Genomic DNA, 26,121 nt, shown 5'->3' on the forward strand with positions numbered 1-26,121 from the left:
AGTTGGTTTTATTATAAGAATAATACTTCGGTCGTATTTCTGCTTCGAAATATTATTATCAAAATTTTAAATGAAGATTTGTCTACTTGTTTAAGGGACATACTAGAAACAGATAATTTCTTAGATTATTTTCTTCGTTAATTGAGATATTTAAAGAAGTGTATTTATAATTATAATCATCCATCTTTTTCGGATAGTTTTTTTGGTAGTTTATCAAGTAAATATAATCGTAGAGGACATTTTCATTATCCTGATATTCCTAGTACTCATTATAGTTCTTCCTGATAAGCTTGCTAGTTCTGAACATGTCGTTAGTACTTATTGATTTTATAAATATGCTACTAATTTTGATAAAAGTATTTTTATCTAATATATTAAGGAATGTTCTAAAAAGACATTAATAATTATGTTGGTATTAGTGGATAATTGAGGTTTTTTTATTTATGAACGTGATTTAATGTTAATTATTAAATCATCGAAAATTCTATCATTTATGCTATTGTTTACATTTACATTTTTAGAAATAATTTCTCTAATAACTTCTATAGAAAGATCTGTTACTTTTGTATAGTATGAAATCTTAGCTTCTAATTCCATTCGTTTAATCTTTTTTTCGAAATTTATAAGACTTAATGATAGTACTTTCTCTATATAGCGATTATTATCCTCTTCAATAGTCTCTGCCTTATTTTGAGCTGATAGAATAATGTCACTTACTTCTTTTTCAGCTGCTCTAAACTTTTCTCTATATTGTACTAAAATATTTTCTGATTCTTCACGTAAACTTCTTGCTCCAAGTATTTCATCGCGTATCTTATCTGCATGAGCATCAAGAAAAGATAATACAATTGAAGGTACTCTCAAGTATAATAATATTACAAGGAAAATAAGGAGAGAGGTAAAAACTAAAAAAGTTTCATCAAAATACATCTGTACAATTCCCTTCACGATTTAGTACTTTTTTTATCGTAGATTGCACTTCTGAATCAGACACAGAAAATCCAATTTTTTTCGCTAAATCCTTGGTAATCTCCTCTACAATAAAATGTATCTCTTTTGATGATTTTTCCTTAATTTCATCTATTTTATTTTGTGCACGCAACAATTTATCTGATAAATCTTTGTCAAATAATTTTTTCTGATAATCTAGATTATTTTCAGCATTTACTACTGCCTTATTTATAATTTCTTTGGCTTCTTTATGAGCAGTCATTAATAACTGCTCATAGGAATGTGCTACATCATTAATTTCTTTTTTAGCAGCATTCATTTTATCTTGATCAGACAATATTTGGTTACGACGCGTTTCCATAATAAAGTATAGACGAGGCAAGATAAATCTATGCATTATCCAATAAAAAAAGCCAAAAATAATGAAAAGCCAGAAAAATTGCGATAAAAAAGTACCAGTATGAAAAGGAGGAAATTTACTTGAAAAATCAGTAGAGGAAGTCATATTTGCCTTAATTTATATCGAAAATAAAATAGAACTTATCTTGTGAAATTAGTAAATTCCACTCAATAATTTTACAATACTTCATGTATCCCTTTACTTCTTTTTATCCATATTTGATCAAAAATACTTTTACTCAAATTACGAAAAGAAGAAGTATCACTATTAATAGCAAAAATATTCCCAACGATTCAACAACTGCAGCAAAAACCAATACTCTAGCCTGCTGATCAGCAGCAGCAGATGGATTGCGCAAAGCTCCAGATAAATAGCTAGAAAAAATATTACCAATTGCAATAGCAACAAGCCCCATACCTAAACAAGCCATACCGATTGCAACAAATTTTGCTGCTAGAGAATAATAACCTATTGCAGCGAAAGCCGATTCTGTTCCCATTTTACAATCTCCTCATATTTATTAATATTAATTTTTTAAAATTTTATTTATTAGTTTTAGTGTTGATCGCATTTATATACATCACTGATATATAAACAAGTTAACATCATAAAAATGTATGCCTGCATAAATGCAACGAAAAATTCAAGACCCGTGATAACGACATTAACGAATAATGGTAAAAAAGAAAATGTCATACCCATTATACTACCATTAGACACCATAAAAGTAGAAAATCCAGCAAATACTTTCAACATTATATGTCCTGCTAACATGTTTGCAAACAAACGTAAAGATAAACTGATGGGACGAGATATAAAAGAAGTAATCTCTACAAAGCAAACTAACGGTTTCATAACTGTTGGAATATCAGCAGGAACAAATAATTTTAAAAATCCCAATCCATTCTTATAAAAACCAGAGACCATAACAATTAAAATAATCAGAAGTGAAAAACTTGCAGTTATAGCAATTTGACTTGTAAATGAAAAAAGATAAGGAAACATGGCCAATACATTAGCAGTTGCTAAAAAAACAAAAATTGAAAAAACAAAAGAAAAAAAACTCTTAGATTTAGGGCCAGCAGAATCACATAATGTAGACATAACAAACTGATACATAATCTCAAATATAGACTGCAAGCGCATAGGAACTACTTTACAATTGCACACTGCAATGAAAGATATGGCAAAAACAATCAATGAGCAAATTACCATGGAAAGAGAAGAATTGGTAAAAGAAAAATCAAAACCACCCATCTGAATAGGAATAATCTTATGCACAACAAATTGACTCATAGGAGATTTAGACATGCACTACCCTCTTTCTTTAAATACTACTATAAAAATAAAATCTATAAATTCACTGCATGCAAAAACGCTAAATAATAAATCTTAAAAAATATCCCTTATAATAAAATATAATGCGTAGCATAATAAAAAAAAATAAAATGTCTACATAAAATAAATACGTATTAAAGATTTAGATTTTTTTATAAAAAATATTTAAGATTACAGGTTTTGTCCCATATAAAATAACTATATGAAATATATTATCATGAAAAACATAATTAGAATAAAAAAATATAAATGATTAAATGTTTATTCTTATCTAACATTTATTTCTATTAAAAAATCCAAGCATGTTGTCTTAGAATTCCTTCATAAAATAAATTCCAAAAATTTACATTCATAATAAAGATCCTTATACATAAATTTAAATTTGTTGACAAAATTACCCGACAAATACATCTCTTGCTTCAAAAAACAAAAAAAAGGAAACTTAATTTCTTAATGAAGTATGTTTTAGTCATAAAGGTCAAGAGATTATTTATGATATTAAGAGTAATATTCAAGAAACACAGGATTGATCTAAAAATACTAGAAGTTATTATTAATAATTTTTGCTCTAAAAAAATAAGGAATGTTATTAAATGTGTTTAACTAGGCAATATTAGTAGGAAATAAAAATCTTTTTTAAATTACCTTAGAATATCTAATTACTTTTTTTAATGATTTTAGAAATATATCAATATCTTCTTGTGTAGTGGTATCACCAGAAGAGATACGCAAAGCACCTTGAGACGTATCATATCCCATGGCATCTATTACATAATTTCTTTTTATTTTACCAGAAGAACATGCGGATCCAGCAGAAACAGCAATTCCTTCAAGGTCAAGAGCAATTTGCAAAACTTCTGCCTTTAAAAAAGGTATGCTAAAACAACAAGTGTTAGAAACACGATCTACTTCTTCTCCATAAATTATAATATTAGGAATTATCTTTTTTAATTCTTGTTCTAAATAATTTCGTATGGCAGAGATTCGTGATGAACGTTTTTGTATATTTTCTCCCATTTGTTGCGCTGCAGCAGCAAATCCACTAATAGCAGCATAATTTTCTGTCCCTGCACGATAACCTTTTTCTTGATTTCCTCCTAGCAAAATAGGAGATGGTAATAAAAAATCTTCTCGGAAGACAAGTGCTCCTACCCCTATAGGAGCACCTAATTTATGCGATGAAATAATAAGGAAATCCGCTTTTATTTCTTCTATAGAAATAGGAATGCGCCCTGCTGCCTGCACGGCATCAACTACTAAAATGCCTTGATGTTTTTTTACTATCTTTGCAATTTTATTAATTGGTTGAATTACACCTGTTTCATTATTAACAAGCATAATAGCTATCATAGGTATACCACATTTAGAATCCCTCTTATCTAAACAGTCAGCTAATCCTTGAATGTCAACAATTCCTTTTGATAAAACTGGCACCTTATGGATTTTATTAGAAGGAAAACGTCCTCCTTCATAAACACAAGGATGTTCTATCGCTGAAACATAAAGAGAATCGATAGATAATTTTTGAGATCCTCTATAAAAATTAGGAGTTAATACTAAATTTGCTGATTCTGTTGCACTGCTTGTAAAAATAACATTATCGGATTTTGCGCCACAAAAATTAGATATGATACGACGAGATTCTTCAATATAGAAACGATTTTGTTGCCCTTCTCTATGAATAGATGAAGGATTGCCATGAGAAGAATCCAATGCTTTGATAAAAGATTTTCTCGCAACCTCCAAAAGAGGTGCTGTAGCATTCCAATCAAGATAAACTCTTTTAAACAATATTTTTCTCTTTTTTCTCGTATAAATATGATTTATACATAATTTAAAAGTAAGACAACTATATTATCTAACTGCAATCGCTCTATTATATAGTATCTTCATAACTATTAACATAACATCTAACCTTTTTTTATTAATTTGATTATTTTTTAATTTAATTATAGAAAAAAGTATTTTTAGACAAACTATGGTTTTTTACTAGAAAAGTAGTATTACAAATATGCCCGAAGTAGTTTTTAATGGCCCATCAGGTCGCTTAGAAGGACGTTATCAACCCTCTAAAAATCCAAACGCTCCTATTGCGTTAATACTCCATCCTCATCCACGTTTTGGTGGAACGATGAATGATAATATTGTTTATCAATTGTTTTATCTTTTTCAAGCAAGAGGATTCGTATCATTAAGGTTTAATTTTCGAGGAATTGGAAGAAGTGAGGGAGAATTTGACTATGGTGATGGAGAACTATCAGATGCCGCAGCCGCTTTAGATTGGGTTCAGTCTATCAATCCTGAAAGTAAAAGTTGCTGGATAGCTGGCTATTCTTTCGGAGCATGGATTGCTATGCAACTTTTGATGCGTCGTCCTGAAATAAATGGTTTTATATCTGTTGCTCCTCAGCCAAGAAGTTATGATTTTTCTTTTTTGGCACCATGTCCCTCTTCTGGTTTGATTATAAATGGTAGCAACGATATGGCAGCTACCTCATCTGACATCAAAGAATTGGTAAACAAACTCATGAATCAAAAAGGAATTTCTATAACTCATAAAATTATTCCTAATGCAAATCATTTTTTTATTGGTAAGATTGACGAGTTAATAAATGAATGTTCTCAATATCTTGATAACTCTTTAAACAAGAAATTATCATTAGCTAAAAAATCTATAAAACGTATTCGTTGATATATATATATATATTTAAAATAGATGATATAATCTTATGGGATCATAAAAAGTATTTATAATTGATAGCAAGATAGTGAAAGATCTAAATTTATCGAAATATAATTCATGATAAGATAATCTATATTTTATTGAATCATATAATTATAATATTTTTGAGGTAAAATATAATATGAGAAAATATTATGATCATATATGGAAACTTGCTCACGGTCGTAATTTAGATATCAATGCTAAATCAATTATTATGGCAATTGTTAATTTTACACCAGATTCTTTCTCCGATGGAGGAAGATATTTAGATGTTGAAAAGGCTATTTCTTATTCTATTAATTGTTTAGAACAAGGCGCTGACATTATCGATATCGGAGGAGAATCAACACGTCCTGGAGCGATTCCAATTAATGCAAAAGAAGAACAAAAACGAATTATCCCTGTTATAGAAGAATTAGCTAATCGTACTAATGCTATTATTTCTGTTGATACATATAAATATGAAACTGCTGAATTGGCTATTAAAGCAGGAGCTCATATTGTTAACGATGTATGTGGATTGCAAAATAATAAAAATATGGCTGAAATAATCTCTAAATACTCAGCAGGTGTTTGTATTATGCATACTGGTCGTAACCGTAAAAAGATTTTTGATGTTTTTGAAGATCAGTTTTATTTTTTAAATAATTCACTAAAAATTGCTTTACGTGAAGGAATTTCAAGAAATAACATAGTTATTGATCCAGGTTTTGGATTTGAAAAAAATATAACAGAAAGTCTTGCCTTGATAGCAGGATTTTCAAAATTTAGGCATATTGATTTCCCTATATTAATTGGTGTCTCAAGAAAAAAATTTTTGGGAAAAATAACTAAAATAACTAATCCATTAGATTTAGATAGCAGTACGGTTGCGGTAAATTGCCTTCTTAGAAGTGCGGGAGCTAATATTTTTAGAGTTCATAACGTTGAAGCAAATAGAAATGCTTTAAGTACAGTGGATGCCATCATGCAGGCTAAAGATAACATCAAATAATAATAAGGAAGAGAATTTTGTTTGATAAAAGTTATACAATATCTTTAAAGAATTGTGCTTTTTTTTCTTATCATGGTGTTTATAAATCAGAAAAGAGTAAAGGTCAGCAGTTTTTTGTTGATGTAGAAATAGAAGTTGTAAAAAATGCTATTTTAGATAGTGATAATATAAAAAACACAATTGATTATAGCGATGTATTTACTAAGACAGAAAAAGTAGTTACTGAAACAAGACATAACCTTATTGAATCACTAGCATCTGATATTGCTAAGACATTATTAAAAGAATTCAAAAAAATATCTCGCATAATTATTGCTGTAAGAAAGCCTAACGCACCAATTAAAGGTATACTTGATTATGTAGAAGTAAGAGTAGAATATGTTAATAAAAAAAAGATTTAATACGGTTGCAATTGGATTAGGCAGTAATATTGGAAATAAAAAGGAACATATTGCTCAATCTTTAAAATTACTTAATAGTCGTGAAGATTGTAAAGTGATCTCTGTATCACGTTTATATAAGACACTTCCGTGGGGGAAAAAAAATCAGGATTTTTTTTTAAATGCTACTGCTCTTATTGAAACGATAGTTATGCCGAATGAATTATTGAATATTTTATTATCAATCGAAAATAAATTAAATAGAAAACGTAATGAATTATGGGGTCCTCGTACAATAGATCTTGATATCCTTATTTTTGAAAACCATGAGTGCACAACAGATCTATTAACAATACCCCATCCATATATTATAGAAAGGCCTTTTGTAATAGCACCATTGGCAGATATTGCCCCTGATATAATAATCAAGGGCTTGTCTATAAAGAAATTATTTGATGAAATAGATATTTCAGAGATACAGGTAATACATGATAATCGTGATTGGTGGATTAATTAAGACTAATGCATAAAGACTATATAAACGTATAAATGTTATTTTATTTAGATAATTTTCTTAATATCTAAAACTTTCATGATGGTATTTTGTGCATATTGAAGTAAAGCAAGACGATTATTTCTTATTTCTAGATCATCTACATTGACAAGAACTTTATCAAAAAAATTTTCAATAGGTTCGCATGCATAATATAATAAATTTCCAATCTTATGATAATTCTTATCATTCATGCCTTCTTTTATACTAACACTAAGATCAGAAATCATATTGTACAGTTTTTTTTCATCTTCCAATAAAAATTTTTTAGGATTAATTTGGAAGGATATTTTCTTGTTCTTTTTTTCTTCTATAGCCAAAATTTGAATAACACGTTTAAAAGAAGAGATTAATCTTTGCCCTTCAGTACTATGAAAAAAATCATTTAAATGATTGATTAGATCTACAATAATTAAAAGATTATCATTTTCAGGTCGTAATATTGCATCAATTAGATCATGTCTAATGCCTAACTCACGTAAATGTAATTTTAAACGATCATGAAAAAATAGAATAAGATCCTGATCTTCTATAAATTCTGATAAAGGAATATGAATTTTATTTTCCAATATAATACGGATAATTCCAAGTGCTGCACGACGCAATGCATAAGGATCTTTTGAACCACTTGGCTTTTCATTAATTTTCCAGAAATTTATGAGAATATCAAGTTTATCCGCTAATGATACAATAATTGAAGTTTTACTTGTTGGCACATTTTCTAATGGACCACGAGGTTTTAAATGATCTTCAATAGCCTTACAACAAATTATAGATTCATTTTGTAAGTTAGCATACTCTGCTCCTATTCTCCCTTGTAACTCTGGAAATTCTCTTACAATCTCTGTACATAAATCAGCTTTTGATAGTACTATTGCACGATCTACTAAATCAATATCAGCATCTATTAAATTAGCTATCTTTTTACCTAAAACTCTGATTCGCGATACTCTTTCTCCTTGAGTTCCTATTTTAGCATGGAATACTACATTTAACATATCAAGTTTTGCCATGCGTTGATCTAACGGTTTAGATAAATCAAGATTAAAATTTAGTGCTGATTTTTTCAAAGAAGACATGTCAGATGAAATATTCTCCTGATCACGTTTCCAGAAATGTAAAGCATCTTCTAAACGGGTAGCAACCACCCTATTATTTCCTTGTACAATTGATATTCCACCATCAGAAGATTGAATATTTGAAACTAGAATAAAACGATTTGCAAGTTTACCTTCAGGGGTTCGTGTAACAAAACACTTTTGATTCGTTTTAATAGTCAAACGAATCAAATCCTCCGGAAGGCATAGATATTTTTCGTCAAAATATCCCATAAAAACTTGTACCCATTCTACAAGACCTACAACTTCTTCTAAAAGTTCATTATCTTCGACTAATTCTAATCTAGCATTAGAAGCTAAGTCATGTGCATCTTGAAGAATTGTATTACGACGACATTCTGGATCTAGTAATACCATTCTTTTTTTTAAATCTTGGATATATTGATCAAGACATTTAACTTTAATAGGTTGTGGAGCATGGAAACGATGTCCATAAGTTATATTTCCACAAGGTATGTCTTTTAAATTAAGATCTATTACTTTACTTTCCCCATCTTCAGAAAATAGAAGACATAGGATTGATTTTAATGGCCTTATCCACGAAAAAGAACTGATGGCAGAATTTTTAGTACTCCAACGCATTGATTTAGGCCAAGGAACTTTTTGAATAGCTATAGGTACTATTTCTTTAAGGACATCTTCTGCTAAACGTTTCGGTTTTTTAATAACTGCTAAATAAATATCTCCTTTTTTCGGATCTTTTTTAATTTTACAGTCGAAAATACTATGTAATCCTGTGGATTTTAAAAATCCATCGATTGCTTTTTGTTCAGATCCAACTCTTGGCCCCAATCTTTCTTCAATTTTTTCTGGAGAATAAGGAGTTAAACCATCAAGGTATAAGCATAAACGATGCGGTGTCCAGTATTTACGTATATTATCATGATTTAATCCGTATTCTTTTAATAAACCAACAATAATTCTTCCTAAATCATCAGTAGCTTTTTTCTGCATACGTGCAGGAATCTCTTCAGAGTAAATTTCAAGCAAAAAATTAGGCATTATCGATTCCTATTATTCAGGATTATAAATTATTTTATATTTTAATTCATAAGATACTAAAATATATATATGTTGCTCTAATTATTACCTAAAGTAAATAGCTCAAGTAGCTCCTAACTTATACATACCTGTGATCTACGCCATTGATTATACGTTGGTAATTTTTATTGTATTCCCTATTATTTTTTATTAAGCCGTGATAAATTTTTAATGTTTGAGGATATATTTGTGGCTATACACCACACACGGAATTAAGATTTTAAAATAAAATATCACCTCTCTTCATTGACTTTCTATCTTCTAAATTATTGAATACTAACACGAAGATTCACAATAATATGGTATAGAAAATCACAAAAATATTTTTGAATATCTAATAGACAAATCAAGACTATATTTTATAAACTTATTTTAATTATGTATTCGCACCATTCTATTGGTACCCGGTGAGGGACTCGAACCCTCACGCTTTCGCGTTTGGACCTAAACCAAGTGTGTCTACCAATTTCACCAACCGGGCATGATACGTTTTATATATTATTACCTACAAAAAGAAAACAAAAAATCAAAATTGGAAACAGATATAGTGACGATCAAACAAATTTTAGTCTAAAATTAGTTCAATAATATTGAAAAATACTAGAAATAACGTAAAGACAATATATTTCCTACAAAAATAGGTAGCGTATATAATTATTTTACTTTTATAAAAAAAATCCAGAAAATATCTTGTTTCTTATAATCCACAAGGTAAAAATTCTAATTTTTTTTTATATCATCAATTACCTGATGATCTAAAAAATTTCCAATACGCTTTATTTCCCATTCCAAGAGAATACCTGATTGATCAAAAACTTTTTTTCTAACTTTTTCACCGAGATACTCAAGATCATATCCAGTCGCATTATTGGCGTTAATCATAAAATTACAATGCAATTCTGATATTTTCGCACCTCCAAATTCTAATCCACGACAACCAGATTGGTCTATTAATTTCCATGCAGAATATCCAATAGGATTTTTAAATGTAGAACCTCCTGTTTTTTCTTTGATTGGTTGTACTTTTTCACGATGATTACAAACATCAACAATAGCAGATTTAATAACATTTTTAGATTCTGGAAAACCCTGTAAAACTACATGAGTAATAACCAAATCCTTTGCAAGCATTGAATATCGATATTGATAATTTAATTTTTCTTTAGGAATAACATGATGATTTCCCATACGATCTATAGCATGTAGTTCTAAAACATATTGAGAAGTTTCACAATTATTGGCGCCAGCATTCATATATGACGCTCCTCCAATTGATCCTGGAATTCCATAAAAAAAATGGAAACCCCCAATACCATAACGTAAAGCCCAGTTAGCAAGAGATTTTCCTGAACAACTAGCACCTACAATAATTTCATAATTATCTCTTATTTCTATATTACTAAAACCAGAATGCGATAGTCGCAAAACAACGCCTTTAATTCCAGCATCACGAACTAAAATATTTGAACCAAGACCTACAACCGTTATAGGAATATTATTAGGTAATATATTTAGAAAATCTTTTAAATCTTGTACATCCTTAGGCTGAAACATGATTTCAGCATTACCGCCAGTACGAAACCATGTTATCTGTTTCATAGAAAAATTTTCTTGAAATTTTCCCTTTAAACATCTACCTCGTTTTTTAAAATATACGATAGATTTTTCCATAAAATCACATCATGCACACGTTTTGTTGAGTAACTAATCCTAACTCTCCTATAAGAGAAGTCGCCCACTGAGTAATATTTCCTGCTCCGAAGAAAATAATAAAATCACCTGATTCCGCAACATCTAATATCTTAGCTACTAGATGATCAAAAGAATCCATGTAATATGCTTGTTGATGTCCTTTGGATATAATGTTTTTAACTAACTCAGGAGATGAAAAACCATCAATTTTTTCTTCTCCTGCCGAATAAACAGGGGAAATCAAAACAGTATCAGCATCTCCAAAACATGTAGAAAATTGATCAAAAAGTGAAGAAAGACGTGAATAACGATGTGGCTGATGAATAGCTATAATTTTGCGAGGGCAAATTTGACGAACTGCAGAAAGGACAGATGATATTTCTATTGGATGATGACCGTAATCATCAAAAATATGCACATTATTCCAAATTCCAACAAGAGTAAATCTTCTTTTGATGCCTGAAAATGACGATAATCCTCTTACTATATCTTCTGATGCTAGACCCAATTTATGAGCTACTGCAATAGATGCGCATGCATTAGAAATATTATGCTCTCCTATTAATGGCAAAGAAATATCTTGTATTATAAAAGGATCTTTGGCCAAAGCACCTTGCACATTAACATCAAAAATAGAACGATTAGAAAATCTTCTTATATTAGAATATTTAATATCAGCTTGGGAATAGCTACCATATGTAATAATTTTACGATTTTGAATGCGTTCAACAAGAGAAAGAATTTCTGGATGATCAATACAAACTACCGCAAAGCCATAAAAGGGAATATTATCAATAAACTTATAAAAAGCATCACGAATAGCATCAAAATCACCATAATAATCTAAGTGCTCCGGATCAATATTCGTTACAACAACAATGTCTGAAGGCAATCTTATAAATGTTCCGTCTGATTCATCAGCTTCAACAACAATCCACTCACTCGTTCCTATGCGAGTATTTGTTCCATAAGAATTAATAATCCCCCCATTTATAACGGTTGGATCAAATTTTCCTTGTTCAAGCAGTGCTGCAATTAATGAAGTTGTTGTAGTTTTGCCATGAGTCCCACTAACAGATATAGATTTACGACAGCGCATAAGTCCAGCAAGCATTTCAGAACGAAATATTACAGGAATATTTCTCTTACGTGCAGCAATACATTCAACATTATCTTTATCAATTGCTGTAGAAACGACTAAAATTTCAGCATGATCTATATTTGCTACACTATGACCTATAAAAACATTAATACCTTGTTTACGAAGTCTTTGTACATTTGGGCTAATAATAACATCTGATCCTTGCACCTTATGACCTGTATTGTGCAATACTTCTGCAATACCACTCATCCCTATTCCACCAATTCCAACAAAATGTATTGGACCTATTCCTTGTGGATTTATCATTATTTGCAGCCCCTCTCTAAAACAAGACCTATACCTTGTGGAACTAGCATATAGACTTCCTTCCTAAATCAGATCTACTCTTTATGTGAGCAAGATTCTCAATCAAATCTGATAACATTACAACAGCCTTTATTTTTCCTTTTGCGTAACTTTTTTTAGCCATTTGAAGCAAATATTCTGGATTTTTCATAGCAGAACAAAGCTCATCAGCTAATCGTTCAGGAGAAAGAAAATCCTGTGTTATAACTTTAGCTCCTCCTATTTCTTGGAGATAATACGCATTATGTAACTGATCCTGACTAATAGAATAAGGATAAGGTACAAGAATTGCTGGACGTCCTATAACAGCTATTTCAGAAACGGTCAAAGCTCCTGATCGACATATCAACAAATTTGCTTCTATCATATGTAGTTCAATATCTTTAAAGAAAGAAGAAAGTTTAACTTTACATCCTAACTCATCATATTTTTTTTGAATTTTTTCTTTTTCATTGTCATGAACTTGTTGTGTAATCACCAATCTTTTACGTTCTGTTTTTGGTATCATAGCAATGCTTTTAGGTATAATCTCAGAAAAAAATTTTGCTCCCTGACTTCCACCAAATACCAATAAATTAAAAGGTTGGTCTGAATTACTAGTTTTATAAGGAGTATTTTGCATTTTTATAAGTTCGTTTCGTACAGGATTGCCTGTTACTACAATTTTTTTATTTGATAATAATTTGTTGTCCTGAGGAGATACCATTCCTCTAGCTATTATTTTTACTCCCCAAGATAAAAGACGATTTGCCCTTCCCATAACAATATTTTGTTCATGTATCATAGAAGGTATCCCCAATAACATGCCTGCCAGTAAAGGAGAAACACTATGATATCCGCCAAAACCAACTATAACTTTTGGACTTATTTTTTTTATCAAACGTAAGGAAGAAATGAATCCCTTCCACAAACTAATTAAAGAATTATAAAAATTAATTGGATTGGATAATTTAATTTGAGAAGAATTTATTTCATATATAAAATCATCAGGAAAATCTAAAGTATAAGATCTAACACGACTATCTATTACCAAATAAACATTGTATCCTCTAGATCTTAATTCATGCGACAATGATATTGCAGGCAGTACATGTCCTCCTGTTCCTCCTGCTACTAATAATATGGCATTATTTTCTGACATATTTATATTATCCTACATATATGGAGTCGAAATATTCATAAAGCCTTCCTTATTATAAGCTCGTTTTTCAGGACGACGACATGTCAATGCTAATAAATAACCTATCGTAACACATATTCCTAACATAGAAGATCCGCCATATGAAATAGCAGGCATTGTCATTCCTTTAGTCGGAAGAAGATCTAAATTAACACCTATATTAATAAATTCTTGTAAAGCGATCTGCAATGCAAGGCCAAATATAGAGATACGAATAAAATCGTTTGACTCGGTTAAAGAATATAAAAAAGAGCGTATTATTACAAAAGCAAAAATACATACAATAAATATGCAAAATATAATACCAAATTCTTCTGCAGCTACAGAGAAAACAAAATCCGTATGACTATCTGGAATAACACGCTTTATTGTTCCTTCTCCAGGTCCTCTACCAAACCAACCTCCATTTATGATAGCATCACGTGCACTATTTACTTGAAATGAATCTCCTATCCCAGTGAAAAAATGGTTAATGCGAATAGCTACATGAGGCATTGTCTGATATGCAATTAATAAACTCACTACTCCCAAAAAAGCGAATAAAATAATCCACAACCAAGAAATACCTGTTATAAAAAACATACAATCCCATATTAAAAAAAGTATAATGCTTTGTCCAAGATCAGGTTGCACTATAAGCAAGGATATCACAATTCCAAATAGTATCAAAGAAAAAATATTTCCTGGTATTTCTGGATGACGCATTTGTTCAGCAAAAAACCAAGCACATACAACAATGAACGATGGTTTCACAAATTCAGAAGGTTGAATTGATGTTCCAGCAATATATAACCAACGTTTAGCTCCCTTAATTTCCACTCCCCAAATTAATGTTAAAATCATAGCTATTAAAGAAAATAAAAGTAAAATAAACGCAGTATTTCTTACCATTTTAGGAGAAAAAAATGAAAAAGATATCATAATAATTATAGAGGGAATAAGAAAAGCAGCATGTCTTTTAACAAAATAAAAGTCTTCTAGACCTAATCTCTCTGCTACAGCTGGCGATGCAGCAAAAGAAAGAATTAATCCAATCCCTAATAATAATAAAAATGCTATCAAAGAAAACCAATCCACGGTCCAAAACCATTCTGACAACATCCCTCTTTCAGCTCTTTTTACCATGGATGCATCCTTTCTTCATCTATATCAACTAGCATTTCTATACCTTTTATTTCTGAAACTTGTGACATAAACGAGAATCCTCTTTCTCGAAAGTTATTATATTGATCAAAACTCGCACATCCTGGAGAAAATAATATAACAGATGGAAATTGCGTCTTTTCTGCATCGCTAATAGCAACTTTAAGAGCTTTATCAAGGGTTTTATAGATAGCACTATTTACCTTTCCACCGAGATTATTTAAAAATATCTTTGCAGAATCTCCTATAAAATAAGATTTTGCTATTTTTGATACAAGGTGGGAAATAATAGAAAAATCATCAGACTTATATAAACCACCAGCAATCCAATAAATTAAGCGTTTTTCTTTAGATAGCGCATGAAAAACAGAGTTAAAATTAGTTGCCTTGGAATCATTAATGAAAACAATATTTCCTAATCTTGCTATTGTTTGCAAACGATGTGTTAAACCTTTAAATGAAGATAAAGCCTTCTTAATATCATTAACTTTTAATCCTAATCTCATACAAACTACAGCAGATGATACTAAATTTTGAATATTATGTTTTTTAGCTTCTTCTGAAAAATCAAAAATTATCTCTGATGTTGAAGAGCATTTTAATAAGAATTCATCAATATATAAATCGGAGTCTAAAGATATCAATTCAGATGATATCCTAGATATAGAATGTCCTATAAGTTTCATATCACGTGCAATTTTTTTACACTGATCATCATGTGTACAAACAACCGAATGTTTGCTCATTGTTACAATTTTTTTCTTAATATTAACGTAATTTTCTAAGGTATGATGACGATAAAGATGGTCATCAGAAATATTTAAAAGAACTCCTATAGAAGGATCAATTGTTGGTGTTAATTCTATTTGATAAGAAGAACACTCAATTACATAAAAACGATTTGGAATAAAATATTCAAGATCTAAAACAGGACGACCGATATTACCACCTAACTGCACATCATAACCATTTTGTTGTAAAATATGAGAAATCATTACAACTGTAGAAGATTTACCATTAGTCCCAGTAACAGCAATAAAAGGAGAATGCGTAGAAGCAAAACGTCTTTCACGCACAAATAATTCTATATCTCCAATTATTTCAATATTGAATTTTTTTGCTAATTTTACACACCAATGAGCGTTTTCACCCGTTAAAGCAATTCCAGGAGACAAAACTAAAAAAGAAATTCCTTGCCATGAAATAGTATTAAAATCAACTACTTCTATTCCCATATCTTGTGCTTTTTTTACAACAATAGGATTATCATCCCAAGCGATAACATGTGCCTTAGAATTATTCAAGGCACTAACTACGGATAATCCAGAACTTCCTAATCCAAAAACAGCGATAGAATGACTATGGAAACTACTTAATTTCATTAAAGTATTAATTCATGTTAACAGTTAAAAGCCCTATAACAGCTAATATAAAAGCAATAATCCAAAAACGGATTACTATTTGGCTTTCAGTCCAACCTTTTTTTTCAAAATGATGATGAATAGGAGCCATTAAGAAAATTCTCTTCTTAGTAATTTTAAAATAGCCAACCTGAATAATTACAGATAGTGCTTCAATGACAAATAATCCTCCTATAATAACAAGAGTTATCTCATGTTTAGTCGATACTGCAACTCCCCCTATTAATGCACCTAAAGCTAGAGATCCTGTATCTCCCATAAAAACCGAAGCTGGTGGAGCATTGAACCACAAAAAACCTATTCCTGCACCAACTAGTGCACTGATAACTACAACTAATTCTCCTGTACCTGGAATAAAATTAACTTTTAAATAATGTGAAAATATAATATCCCCCGTGATATAAGCAATAAAGGAGAATGATATAGAAGCAATCAAAATTGGTACAATAGCCAAACCATCTAGTCCATCTGTTAAATTAACAGCATTAGCGGTTGCAACAATTATAAAAGAAGCAAAAGGAATAAAAAACAGTCCTATATCTATAGAAATATTCTTTAAAAAAGGAAATGATATAATAGTTGTTGTTTCTAGACCTAAAAAGGTTGAACTTGAATAAAAAAGCAAAAAACAAACTGCACATGTAGCAATAATAAATTCTACTATAATTCTAAATTTCCATGATAAACCTCGATTATCTCCAGAAGTAATTTTTATATAATCATCATAGAATCCAACTAAACCAAATCCTAAAGTTAGCATCAAAATAATTATTACATGGATAGAAGATAAATCAGCCCATAGAAAAGATGAACCTATCAATCCAATCAAAATAATTATACCCCCCATGATAGGAGTGCCGATTTTCTCAGAATGAATAGGCAAATCTTGAACCTGAATATATTTTTTATTACATCCTTGGAAGTAATTAAGATAATCTATAATCTTTGAACCAAAAGCAAAGACAATAAATATAGAACTAAAAAATGCACAACTAGATCTAAAAGTAACATATTTTAAAATATTAGTAATTACATAATATTCTGAGAAATCAGCTAATCTTATAAACATTAAATTATAACCTATTTTGGTAGTCTTTCTATAACTTCCTTATAGAGGTTCTACTTAATAACTGGAAACTCCTCAAGCAATAACTTGACAAGATTATGAAATCCACAGGAATGAGAAGATTTAATAACCATAACATCTCCATCAATTAGAGATGATTTAATAAAAGAAAAAAATTCCTCTATTTTTTCGTAATAATGCACATGAATATTATTTGATAATACATTTCTTAACTCTAGCATGTGAACACCATACAACCATACATGTGATATATTATATAAAGATAAAACTTCTGCTAAATTGACATGAAAATATTTTGATAGTTCTCCCATTTCACACATATCACCAAGCACGGCAATTTGACGTCCTTTTCCATGCGGATATACTTGAGATAAAACACTTATCGCTGCTTTCATAGAGGTAGGATTAGCATTATAACTTTCATCAATTAAGGTAAAAAATCCTTTTTCACATTTACAACAATAACGCTTTCCTCTTCCTTCTTTGGGATGAAAAACAGAAAGTGCTTTTATTGCTTTATCAACATCTAAATCTAAAGCAGAAATAATTCCTAAAGTAGCTAGCATATTTTGTGCCATATGATATCCAAGAGCATGGTATGTGACTTCTGATAATTTTCCCTGCAATTGTACTTTTATTAAAGATTTTTCAGAATTTTGTTCAAATGTCTGTAATCTAAAATCAGCATTATTTGATTTGCCGAAAGAATAAATTTTATTTATCCCAATATCATGAGCTTTTTTTTTAAAAAATTCAAAAAATGAATCATCGTGATTTAAAAAGACTCTTCCTGTTTTTTCCAGCCCTTCAAAAATTTCTGATTTGGCAGAAGCAATTTCTTCTATTCTTAAAAAATTTTCTAAGTGCGCAGGAGCAATAGAAGTAATAATAGCAACATGTGGACGAACCAAATTTGTTAAAAAACTAATTTCACCTAAATGATTCATTCCTAGTTCAAATATACCAAAATCCATATCTGGAGGCATACGTGCTAAAGTCAATGGAACACCAATATGATTATTATATGAATCAATACAAGCATATGTTTTTCCTATAGAAGAAAAAGCAATATTGAGCATTTCTTTTGTAGTAGTTTTTCCAACAGAACCAGTAATAGCAATAATTTTGGCCTTAGAACGAAAACGGGCAGTCATAGCAAGCTTATTAAGAGAAGACAAAACATCTTCTACTAAAAAAACCGGAACAGATAATGATCCTATAGATTTAGCCATATTTTTTTTTATAACTACAAGAGAAGCTCCTTTTTGTACTGCACATGAGACAAAATCATGACCATCAAAATTATTGCCTTTTATGGCAAAAAAAGCTTCTTTAGGAGCAATAGAACGGCTATCTATTGAAATTCCCTGCACATAACCTTCAGGCATTTTTCCAGAATAACAACCCTGGATAGATTTAAATAAATCATGAAATGTCCATAAATTTTTCATGAAGAAAGTCCTAAAAGTTCACGTATAATATCACGATCAAAAGACATCTTCATTACTCCATTATTGACAATTTGTACCGTCTCCTCATCCCCCCTGCCTGCAACTACTAATACGTCTTCCTTTTCTAGCATTGATAAAGCTATACGTATAGCTTCTATTCGATCTCCCTCTTCAATAAATCCAGAAGATCCATCAATAATTTCAGTGCGTATTTTTTTAGGATCTTCAGAACGTGGATTATCATCTGTTACAATAGCAATATCAGATAAATCCATAGCAATTTTACCCATCATTTTGCGCTTTCCCTTATCACGATCTCCACCACAGCCAAAAACCACAATAATACGACCTGATGTAATAGCACGAATATTTTTCAAAACCATTTCAAGGGAATTAGGAGTATGAGCATAATCAACATAAATTCTACCCCCTTTGGGGCTTATACCAGTAAATTCAAAACGTCCAGGTACAATATTTAACTTGCCTAAACATTCAATAACAACAGGAATATCTATTCCTGTTGAAATACATAATCCAGCAGCAACTAAAGCATTGTATACTTGAAATTCTCCCTGAAGAGAAAAAGGGAAATCAAACTTCTTTCCTTCAATAGATATATTTATTTGTTGTTTGTCAAAAACATTACATATCTTTTTAAGACGGATAAATGTCCCGTTATATCCTACAGATAAAACACGACAACCAGCATTTTGAGCACGTTTTATGACTTCTTTAGAGAAATAATCATCTGCGTAAATAACAGCAGGATATTTCTTAGGCAGTAATTCTTCAAAAAGACGCATTTTAGAATTAAAATATGCCTGTTCAGTTAGATGATAATCTATATGATCACGACCTAAATTAGTAAAAGATCCTGCACTTAATTTAATTCCATCTAATCTATGTTGATCTAACCCATGACTGGATGCTTCAAGAGATACATGGGTCACACCATTAGAATATAAATATGACAATGCTTTTGATAGATAAACAGGATTAGGAGTAGTCAATCTATTATCTTGTGGTAAAATTGGAATGTTTTGCATAGGTCCAATTTGAAATGATGATAGACCAGAATATTGGCAAATCTGTTGCACAAAAGACGCTACAGAACTTTTTCCAGAAGTTCCTGTCACGGCAAATATTTTTTTAGGATGTTTGCCGTATAATTTAGATGAACAAATAGATAAAAACTTTCTTGTATTATCTACGAATAAAATAGGAACATCAGATTTGATATAAGATAAACAATCTTGTAATGAGTATTGATAAGATGCGATAATAGCATCGGCACCTTGTGCTATTGATTGTGGAATAAAGGAATGGCCATCTTCCTTATTTCCAATTATAGCTACGAACATATAACCTTTTTTAATATAACGGCTATCCGATGAAATTTCATTTATTTCACGTTCTCTTCGCTGAATTGAAAATGATGATAATTGATCTATAAGTTCTGGAAAATTATCATGTATCAAATCTTGTAATTGCAATACTATTCCCTTTAAAACAATGTTTTGAAAAATGTTTTATTAATACCATGATAATATCAAGAAAGAAGATAATAATCTGATATTTAATACACTTATCTTAAAAAAACGGGTTTTACACCAAGCATAGAAGCAGATCTACGAATAATACTTCCTACCATAGGAGCTACATTTATTCCAGCGGTAAGCTGATTGTTTTCTTTTATTTTTGGAGAATCCATAAAACTCAATACGACATACTGAGGATCAGTTATGGGGAAAACAGCAAGAAAAGAATTGAAATTCAATTCTTTTGAATATCTTTTTTTGACGACCTTTTGAGCTGTACCTGTTTTACCTCCTACTTCAAATCCCGCTACAAATGCTCTTTTCCCTGAGCCACCTATTACCCCTTCTCTCAATAAGGAACGCATTATTTTTACAGTGCTACTTTTTAAAACTGTACGCGATAATTTCTCCGCCTCTTTACGACTTCGAACCATAAATGTAGCTGGTATCAAATGACCTCCATTAACAAGAGCAGCTGCAGCAATTGCTGTTTGTAATGGAGTCGTAGACAGACCGTGTCCAAAAGAAATAGTTAATGAATGTATTCTCTTCCATTTTGACGGATAAGAAGGATCTTTAACTTCAGGTAATTCAGTGTCTGTTTTAGATAGCAAACCTAATTTATTCAAAAAATCTTTGTGTTCTTGAATTCCTAAAGCATCCGCGATTTTAGCCGCACCAATATTAGAAGAATATCGAAAAATTTCCGGAATAGTCATATTGCGATTTTTTGGACGAAAATCATTTATAATGTATTTACCTTCCTTAATAGGATAACGGGTATCAACAACATCTTTTATTGTAAACAAACCACTATCAATACCCATAGCAATAGTAAATGCTTTAAAAATTGATCCCATTTCAAATATTCCATAAGATACAAGATTGAGCCATCCTTCTTGTTTTTCTTTTGATATTTCATGGGGATCATGATCAGGAATAGAAACCATAGCTATAATCTCTCCTGTAGAGACATTTATTATAACTGTACCTGCTGATTCTGCATTATATTTTTTTCTATTTTCGACCAGTAATTGATGAACTATATTTTGAACACGCAAGTCAATTGACAATCTAACAGGAGGAAGATTTTTTTGTACTTTATTAATTTTTGAAGAGGTCGTTAATCCTTGTGTATCAATAAATTTTTCAATACCGCTAACGCCACGATTATCGATATCAACATAACCAACAACATGTAATGTATTAGATCCAGCGGGATAAAAACGACATTGTTCAGTGCGAAAACCCAATCCTGGAAGGCCAAGACCTAAAATCTGTTGTTTTTGCTTTGGAGATAACTTACGACGCAACCATTGAAATTTTGTTTTTGACAGTAATTTACGACGAATTACCTGATAATCAAGATCAGGAAATATAGTTTGCAGTTTTTCTATAATTTCGTCAGAAGAAATAATTTTATTAGGCTCAACATAAAGGGAAAAAGTTGGAATATCCGTAGCTAATATTTCTCCATTTCTATCAATAATATCAGGGCGCGATAAACTGTATTCTTCAACATCAATTGAATGAACATTATGTTCAAGTTTTATATTCCCATATTGGATCAATTTAGTGATAATAATAATACATGTCAAAATAAAGACTACTATAGTCATGGCAATGCGATTTTTGCTATGTCTAATGACCTCACAGCGTCTTTTTTGAAAGACATCATTGCTATCTTCTATATTCCGCAATGGGAAATTATCATTGTAAAGTAACATATTAATAAAACATTCAAAAACACGATAAAAGGAAAAATCATTTTAAAAGTACTACCATATCCGAAAATAAACTCATTTTTTTTGATGTTGTTGTATTTTAAATGTCTTTTTTGGAGAATCTAAGAGATCTTCCGAAAAAGGATGTTTTCTTTTCAACTTATTTAAATCATCATATGAAATAAGATTAATTGGATTAGTTGGTTGTAGTTGCAAGTCTTTTTGGTAAAGAACAACCAAATCTTTAATTCTATCAGGCTGAACCAATAACGCCAATTGTGCTTTAAGTAAATCAATATTATTTTGTTCTAACATAATTTTATGTTCTAATATTTTAAGCTCTTCTTTTTTCTTCTCTGCTTCATTTTTAATTGAATATGTAATAGTTATAGAAAAAATGATAATACCTAATATAATCAAATCAAATGTTTTAAACATGCTATCTCCTAAATTGAGAAAGTTCAGGTAATCTAGCTAAATGTGCAAAAGAACAGTTTTTAATTGATTTTGTTGAAGTACGAATTCCTGCACGTAACTTTGCAGAACGTGATCTCTTGTTAAACTCTATATCATCTTGAGTTGGAACAACAACTTTTTTAGTAATTGATTTAAAAACAGCAAGAGACGCATTGGGATCAATCATATGGCGCACAGTTGTTAATTTTCCTGAACGACTGGCAAAAAAATTTTTAACAAGACGATCTTCTAACGAATGAAAAGAAACAACTATTAATACCCCTCCACATTTTAGATATTTTTCTGCAGATTGTAATCCTTCAAACAATTCCCCAATTTCATTGTTCACAAATATACGCAGTGCTTGAAATGAACGAGTAGCAGGATGAATACGATAATTTTTTCCAACATAAACGGTATTTTGAATTAAAGAGGATAAATCTTCTGTTGTTTTAAAAAGTTTATGTTGACGACGTTTTACAATAGCATGTGCAATACGAGAAGCTTGCTTCTCCTCTCCTAGAATACCTAAAATACGTATCAAATCTTTTATATCTGCATGATTGACAACATTAGCAGCAGATACTCCAGAACAAGACATCCTCATATCTAATGGGCCAGGCTTTTGAAAAGAAAAACCTCGATGACCAAAATCAATTTGCATAGATGATACACCTAGATCAAAGACAATTCCATCAATCCCTTCATCTGGCACATAATCTTGTAATTTAGAAAAACTTGATTGGAAGAGAGAGAATTTTTCCTTATAATCTTGCATTGTTTTTTGTCCTCGAGCAACTGCAAATGGATCACGATCTAACGCAATAACATTAGATCCCATTTTACAAAATGCCCTGCTATATCCTCCAGCACCAAATGTTGCATCCAAAATAATCTTTCCTGGAGATGGATTAAGAAGTTCAATAACTTTTTCTAAAAGAACAGGAATATGATCATCTATTGTGCAATTAATATTTGATGATATATCTTTAGAAAATCTGGGTTTCATAACATATTTCCGAGGTATTTTTTTGAAAATCAAAGAAAGTATTTCTATTTATTATTTTTGTTAATCTTTTAAAAATTGTGGATTCCATAACTTAAATCCATTACTTATTCCCATAAAAGTATGATAATATTTTCAGTATCTTAAAAGGCAATTTATTACGATTAATGGACAGCTATTGCAAATATACAATAAATTATTATATAATCTATAGGAATAATGATAGATTGTAGTGAAAATATGTATGCTACTTTCGTCAAAATTTTATCTTTGCGTATCCTGACAAATATGCCTTAATATATATTTGAACAAGGAGTTATTATCTAAAGCTGCAAATTAGGAGATATTAATGATCTTTAAAATCATTGATGCTTACTACAATTTTACCACCAAATTTGTACGATATTCCTTGATTTTTTCAGGTGGTAGTTGCGCAATAAATGTTTTACTTATGAGCAAAGTGTAACTAGTTATATGTTATATACTACAATTCCCACGACTCCTTATTTGGATCAGAAGCCTGGCACATCGGGATTACGAAAAAAAGTTAAGGTTTTTCAACAAGATTCTTACGTAGAAAATTTTATACAATCTATTTTTAACACATTAGATTGCACAGAAAAAACGATAGTTGTCGGTGGAGATGGACGATTTTACAATCGTGTCGTAATACAGAAAATCATCAAGATAGCGGCTGCGAATGGTTTTGCCCGCATTATTATAGGGAAAGGAGGAATACTTTCTACTCCTGCTGTTTCACATATAATTCGCAAGTATAAATTTTCTGGAGGTATTATATTAACTGCGTCTCATAATCCTGGAGGCATTACTCAAGACTTTGGAATAAAATACAATACAAGCAGTGGTGGTTCAGCTTCTGAACAAGAAACAGAAAATATTTTTGAGGAATCAAAAAAAATAACTTGTTATCGAATAATGGAAATCGATGATATAGATATTGATCATATTGGGACAAAAGAAATAGCCAATATTACCATATCCATTATTGATCCTATAGAAGATTATGTTACATTAATGGAAAGTATTTTTGATTTTGATGAAATTCGTACACTTCTTAGCTTTGGATTTCGCATTGATATTGATTGTATGAATGCCGTAACAGGACCTTATGCAAAAGAGATATTGGAAGGAAAACTTGGAGCTCCTGCTGGTTCAGTAAGAAATTTTGTATCTTTAGAAGATTTTGGAGGACGTCACCCTGACCCTAATCTAATTCATGCAAAAGATTTATACGATCGAATGATGATGGATGATAGCGCTGATTTTGGAGCTGCTTGTGATGGTGATGGTGACCGCAATATGATTCTTGGAAAAGGAATATTTGTTAACCCTTCGGATAGTTTAGCTATTATAGTTGCCAATGCAGGTTTAATACCAGGATATTCAAATGGTTTGGTAGGTGTGGCACGTTCAATGCCTACTAGTACTGCTCTTGACCGTGTTGCTGAAAAACTTAATTTAAAACTATTTGAAACCCCAACTGGTTGGAAGTTTTTTAATAATCTGCTTGAAAAGGATATGGTTAGTATTTGCGGAGAAGAAAGTTTTGGTACTGGCTCATATCATTCTCGTGAAAAGGATGGTATTTGGTCTATTTTATTTTGGCTTAATATTTTAGCAGTTCGAGGAGAAAGTCTATCGGATATAGTGCATAAACATTGGGCTACTTATGGTAGAAATTATTATTCAAGATATGATTATCCCGATATTCCTACAAAGAATGCACAAGAATTCATCAACAACCTACGTTCCAGACTGAGCAATTTAATTGGAAGTTCATTTATTGGTAAAAGGATAGAAAAAGCTAGTGATTTTGTTTATACAGATCCAATTGATGGAAATATAAGCGAGAAACAAGGAATATACATTGTATTTGAAGATCTCTCCCGTATAATTTACCGATTATCTGGCACAGATACAAGTAATAGCACTATTCGCATTTACATAGAGTATTATGAACCAGATTCATTAAAAAACTCAAAGGATACACAAGAAATTCTTTCTGAACTTCTAGAAGTATCCCAATTAATTTCTTATCTACATTATTATATAGGAAATAAAGACCCTCTAATTGCTTCATAATCTATTTATTTCTTTTATTTTAGATAGAATAAGAAACTATTTTTAAATAAGAAAAATATTTTCTATACTTAAATATAAATAATTAAATTAATTTTATTTAATGATATATAATATTAAAAACAAATAATAAATTTTAAATTATTATTAATATATAATACACCATAATTATACTTATAATTTGAATTATAAATAAATTTATTATGGAATAATATTAAAACAATGTTTTTGTTCAAAAAAAACAAAATATTACATAAATTTTTCTTCTTTCTAAATAATAAGAAAGGGGTTATTTATATTATAAGTTCATTTATATTATTTGTATGCTTGATTTTTATAGCTGTTGCTATAGATTTTTCATATATTATGTATACAC

The 26,121-nt window shown here is 30.3% G+C and carries 22 protein-coding genes and 1 tRNA gene; 5 read left to right on the top strand and 18 right to left on the bottom strand.

Annotation, left to right across the window (positions count from 1 at the left end; all coding sequences use genetic code 11):
- Positions 1-441: 441 nt before the first annotated feature.
- The 5 genes from GY664_RS01270 to GY664_RS01290 form a co-directional block, all read right to left on the bottom strand.
- Positions 442-930 carry a F0F1 ATP synthase subunit B family protein gene (locus GY664_RS01270; protein ID WP_333947651.1) on the bottom strand — a complete coding sequence of 163 codons (489 nt, stop codon included), beginning with the start codon at positions 928-930 and terminating at the stop codon, positions 442-444.
- Positions 920-1,456 (bottom strand): F0F1 ATP synthase subunit B family protein, encoded by a 537-nt coding sequence (locus GY664_RS01275; protein WP_333947652.1) that lies wholly within the window; start codon positions 1,454-1,456, stop codon positions 920-922. The genes GY664_RS01270 and GY664_RS01275 overlap by 11 nt, the downstream gene beginning before the upstream one ends.
- 133 nt (positions 1,457-1,589) lie before the next feature.
- On the bottom strand, positions 1,590-1,850 hold the full coding sequence (locus GY664_RS01280) for a F0F1 ATP synthase subunit C (protein ID WP_333947653.1): 261 nt from the start codon (positions 1,848-1,850) through the stop codon (positions 1,590-1,592).
- Between the two features lie 56 nt (positions 1,851-1,906).
- Positions 1,907-2,662, bottom strand: coding sequence for a F0F1 ATP synthase subunit A (locus GY664_RS01285; protein WP_333947654.1), 756 nt, complete (start codon positions 2,660-2,662; stop codon positions 1,907-1,909).
- Positions 2,663-3,325: 663 nt separating this feature from the next.
- Positions 3,326-4,480 carry a cysteine desulfurase family protein gene (locus tag GY664_RS01290; RefSeq protein WP_333947655.1) on the bottom strand — a complete coding sequence of 385 codons (1,155 nt, stop codon included), beginning with the start codon at positions 4,478-4,480 and terminating at the stop codon, positions 3,326-3,328.
- Positions 4,481-4,700: 220 nt separating this feature from the next.
- On the opposite strand from GY664_RS01290, the gene GY664_RS01295 reads away from it, so the two are divergent.
- The 4 genes from GY664_RS01295 to folK all read left to right on the top strand — a co-directional run bounded on the left by GY664_RS01295 (position 4,701) and on the right by folK (position 7,305).
- A complete protein-coding gene (locus GY664_RS01295) occupies positions 4,701-5,381 on the top strand; it encodes an alpha/beta hydrolase (RefSeq protein WP_333947656.1) in 681 nt (226 codons plus the stop codon).
- Positions 5,382-5,553: 172 nt separating this feature from the next.
- Positions 5,554-6,408, top strand: coding sequence for a dihydropteroate synthase (gene folP, locus GY664_RS01300; protein WP_333947657.1), 855 nt, complete (start codon positions 5,554-5,556; stop codon positions 6,406-6,408).
- A gap of 17 nt (positions 6,409-6,425) precedes the next feature.
- Positions 6,426-6,809 carry a dihydroneopterin aldolase gene (folB, locus tag GY664_RS01305; RefSeq protein WP_333947658.1) on the top strand — a complete coding sequence of 128 codons (384 nt, stop codon included), beginning with the start codon at positions 6,426-6,428 and terminating at the stop codon, positions 6,807-6,809.
- On the top strand, positions 6,787-7,305 hold the full coding sequence (gene folK / locus GY664_RS01310) for a 2-amino-4-hydroxy-6-hydroxymethyldihydropteridine diphosphokinase (protein WP_333947659.1): 519 nt from the start codon (positions 6,787-6,789) through the stop codon (positions 7,303-7,305). Before folB ends, folK begins: the two co-directional genes overlap by 23 nt.
- Positions 7,306-7,349: 44 nt before the next feature.
- Here the strand turns inward: folK and glyS are convergent, their stop codons facing one another.
- The 13 genes from glyS to rsmH form a co-directional block, all read right to left on the bottom strand.
- Positions 7,350-9,461 carry a glycine--tRNA ligase subunit beta gene (gene glyS / locus GY664_RS01315; RefSeq protein ID WP_333947660.1) on the bottom strand — a complete coding sequence of 704 codons (2,112 nt, stop codon included), beginning with the start codon at positions 9,459-9,461 and terminating at the stop codon, positions 7,350-7,352.
- Positions 9,462-9,898: 437 nt separating this feature from the next.
- Positions 9,899-9,981: transfer RNA gene (locus GY664_RS01320), tRNA-Leu, on the bottom strand.
- 239 nt (positions 9,982-10,220) lie between these two features.
- Positions 10,221-11,171, bottom strand: coding sequence for a UDP-N-acetylmuramate dehydrogenase (gene murB, locus GY664_RS01325; protein ID WP_333947661.1), 951 nt, complete (start codon positions 11,169-11,171; stop codon positions 10,221-10,223).
- Between the two features lie 4 nt (positions 11,172-11,175).
- Positions 11,176-12,600, bottom strand: coding sequence for a UDP-N-acetylmuramate--L-alanine ligase (gene murC / locus GY664_RS01330; RefSeq protein ID WP_333947662.1), 1,425 nt, complete (start codon positions 12,598-12,600; stop codon positions 11,176-11,178).
- A 43-nt stretch (positions 12,601-12,643) separates the two neighbouring features.
- A complete protein-coding gene (gene murG / locus GY664_RS01335) occupies positions 12,644-13,780 on the bottom strand; it encodes an undecaprenyldiphospho-muramoylpentapeptide beta-N-acetylglucosaminyltransferase (protein WP_333947663.1) in 1,137 nt (378 codons plus the stop codon).
- Between the two features lie 12 nt (positions 13,781-13,792).
- Positions 13,793-14,944 (bottom strand): FtsW/RodA/SpoVE family cell cycle protein, encoded by a 1,152-nt coding sequence (locus GY664_RS01340; protein ID WP_333947664.1) that lies wholly within the window; start codon positions 14,942-14,944, stop codon positions 13,793-13,795.
- Positions 14,938-16,344, bottom strand: coding sequence for a UDP-N-acetylmuramoyl-L-alanine--D-glutamate ligase (gene murD, locus GY664_RS01345; RefSeq protein ID WP_333947665.1), 1,407 nt, complete (start codon positions 16,342-16,344; stop codon positions 14,938-14,940). The genes GY664_RS01340 and murD overlap by 7 nt, the downstream gene beginning before the upstream one ends.
- Positions 16,345-16,351: 7 nt before the next feature.
- Positions 16,352-17,452 carry a phospho-N-acetylmuramoyl-pentapeptide-transferase gene (gene mraY, locus GY664_RS01350; protein ID WP_333947666.1) on the bottom strand — a complete coding sequence of 367 codons (1,101 nt, stop codon included), beginning with the start codon at positions 17,450-17,452 and terminating at the stop codon, positions 16,352-16,354.
- 50 nt (positions 17,453-17,502) lie between these two features.
- Positions 17,503-18,921 carry a UDP-N-acetylmuramoyl-tripeptide--D-alanyl-D-alanine ligase gene (locus tag GY664_RS01355; RefSeq protein ID WP_333947667.1) on the bottom strand — a complete coding sequence of 473 codons (1,419 nt, stop codon included), beginning with the start codon at positions 18,919-18,921 and terminating at the stop codon, positions 17,503-17,505.
- Positions 18,918-20,414 carry a UDP-N-acetylmuramoyl-L-alanyl-D-glutamate--2,6-diaminopimelate ligase gene (locus GY664_RS01360; protein WP_333947668.1) on the bottom strand — a complete coding sequence of 499 codons (1,497 nt, stop codon included), beginning with the start codon at positions 20,412-20,414 and terminating at the stop codon, positions 18,918-18,920. The genes GY664_RS01355 and GY664_RS01360 overlap by 4 nt, the downstream gene beginning before the upstream one ends.
- A 92-nt stretch (positions 20,415-20,506) precedes the next feature.
- Positions 20,507-22,186, bottom strand: coding sequence for a peptidoglycan D,D-transpeptidase FtsI family protein (locus GY664_RS01365; protein WP_333947669.1), 1,680 nt, complete (start codon positions 22,184-22,186; stop codon positions 20,507-20,509).
- Between the two features lie 72 nt (positions 22,187-22,258).
- Positions 22,259-22,621: a cell division protein FtsL gene (gene ftsL / locus GY664_RS01370; protein WP_333947670.1), complete on the bottom strand. Its 363-nt coding sequence runs from the start codon at positions 22,619-22,621 to the stop codon at positions 22,259-22,261.
- 1 nt (position 22,622) lies between these two features.
- On the bottom strand, positions 22,623-23,648 hold the full coding sequence (rsmH, locus tag GY664_RS01375) for a 16S rRNA (cytosine(1402)-N(4))-methyltransferase RsmH (RefSeq protein WP_333947671.1): 1,026 nt from the start codon (positions 23,646-23,648) through the stop codon (positions 22,623-22,625).
- Positions 23,649-24,119: 471 nt separating this feature from the next.
- On the opposite strand from rsmH, the gene GY664_RS01380 reads away from it, so the two are divergent.
- On the top strand, positions 24,120-25,748 hold the full coding sequence (locus GY664_RS01380) for an alpha-D-glucose phosphate-specific phosphoglucomutase (protein ID WP_333947672.1): 1,629 nt from the start codon (positions 24,120-24,122) through the stop codon (positions 25,746-25,748).
- The last annotated feature ends 373 nt before the right edge of the window (positions 25,749-26,121 follow it).

It is taken from the genome of Candidatus Liberibacter brunswickensis (assembly GCF_036858155.1).
GTDB classification, from domain to species: domain Bacteria; phylum Pseudomonadota; class Alphaproteobacteria; order Rhizobiales; family Rhizobiaceae; genus Liberibacter; species Liberibacter brunswickensis.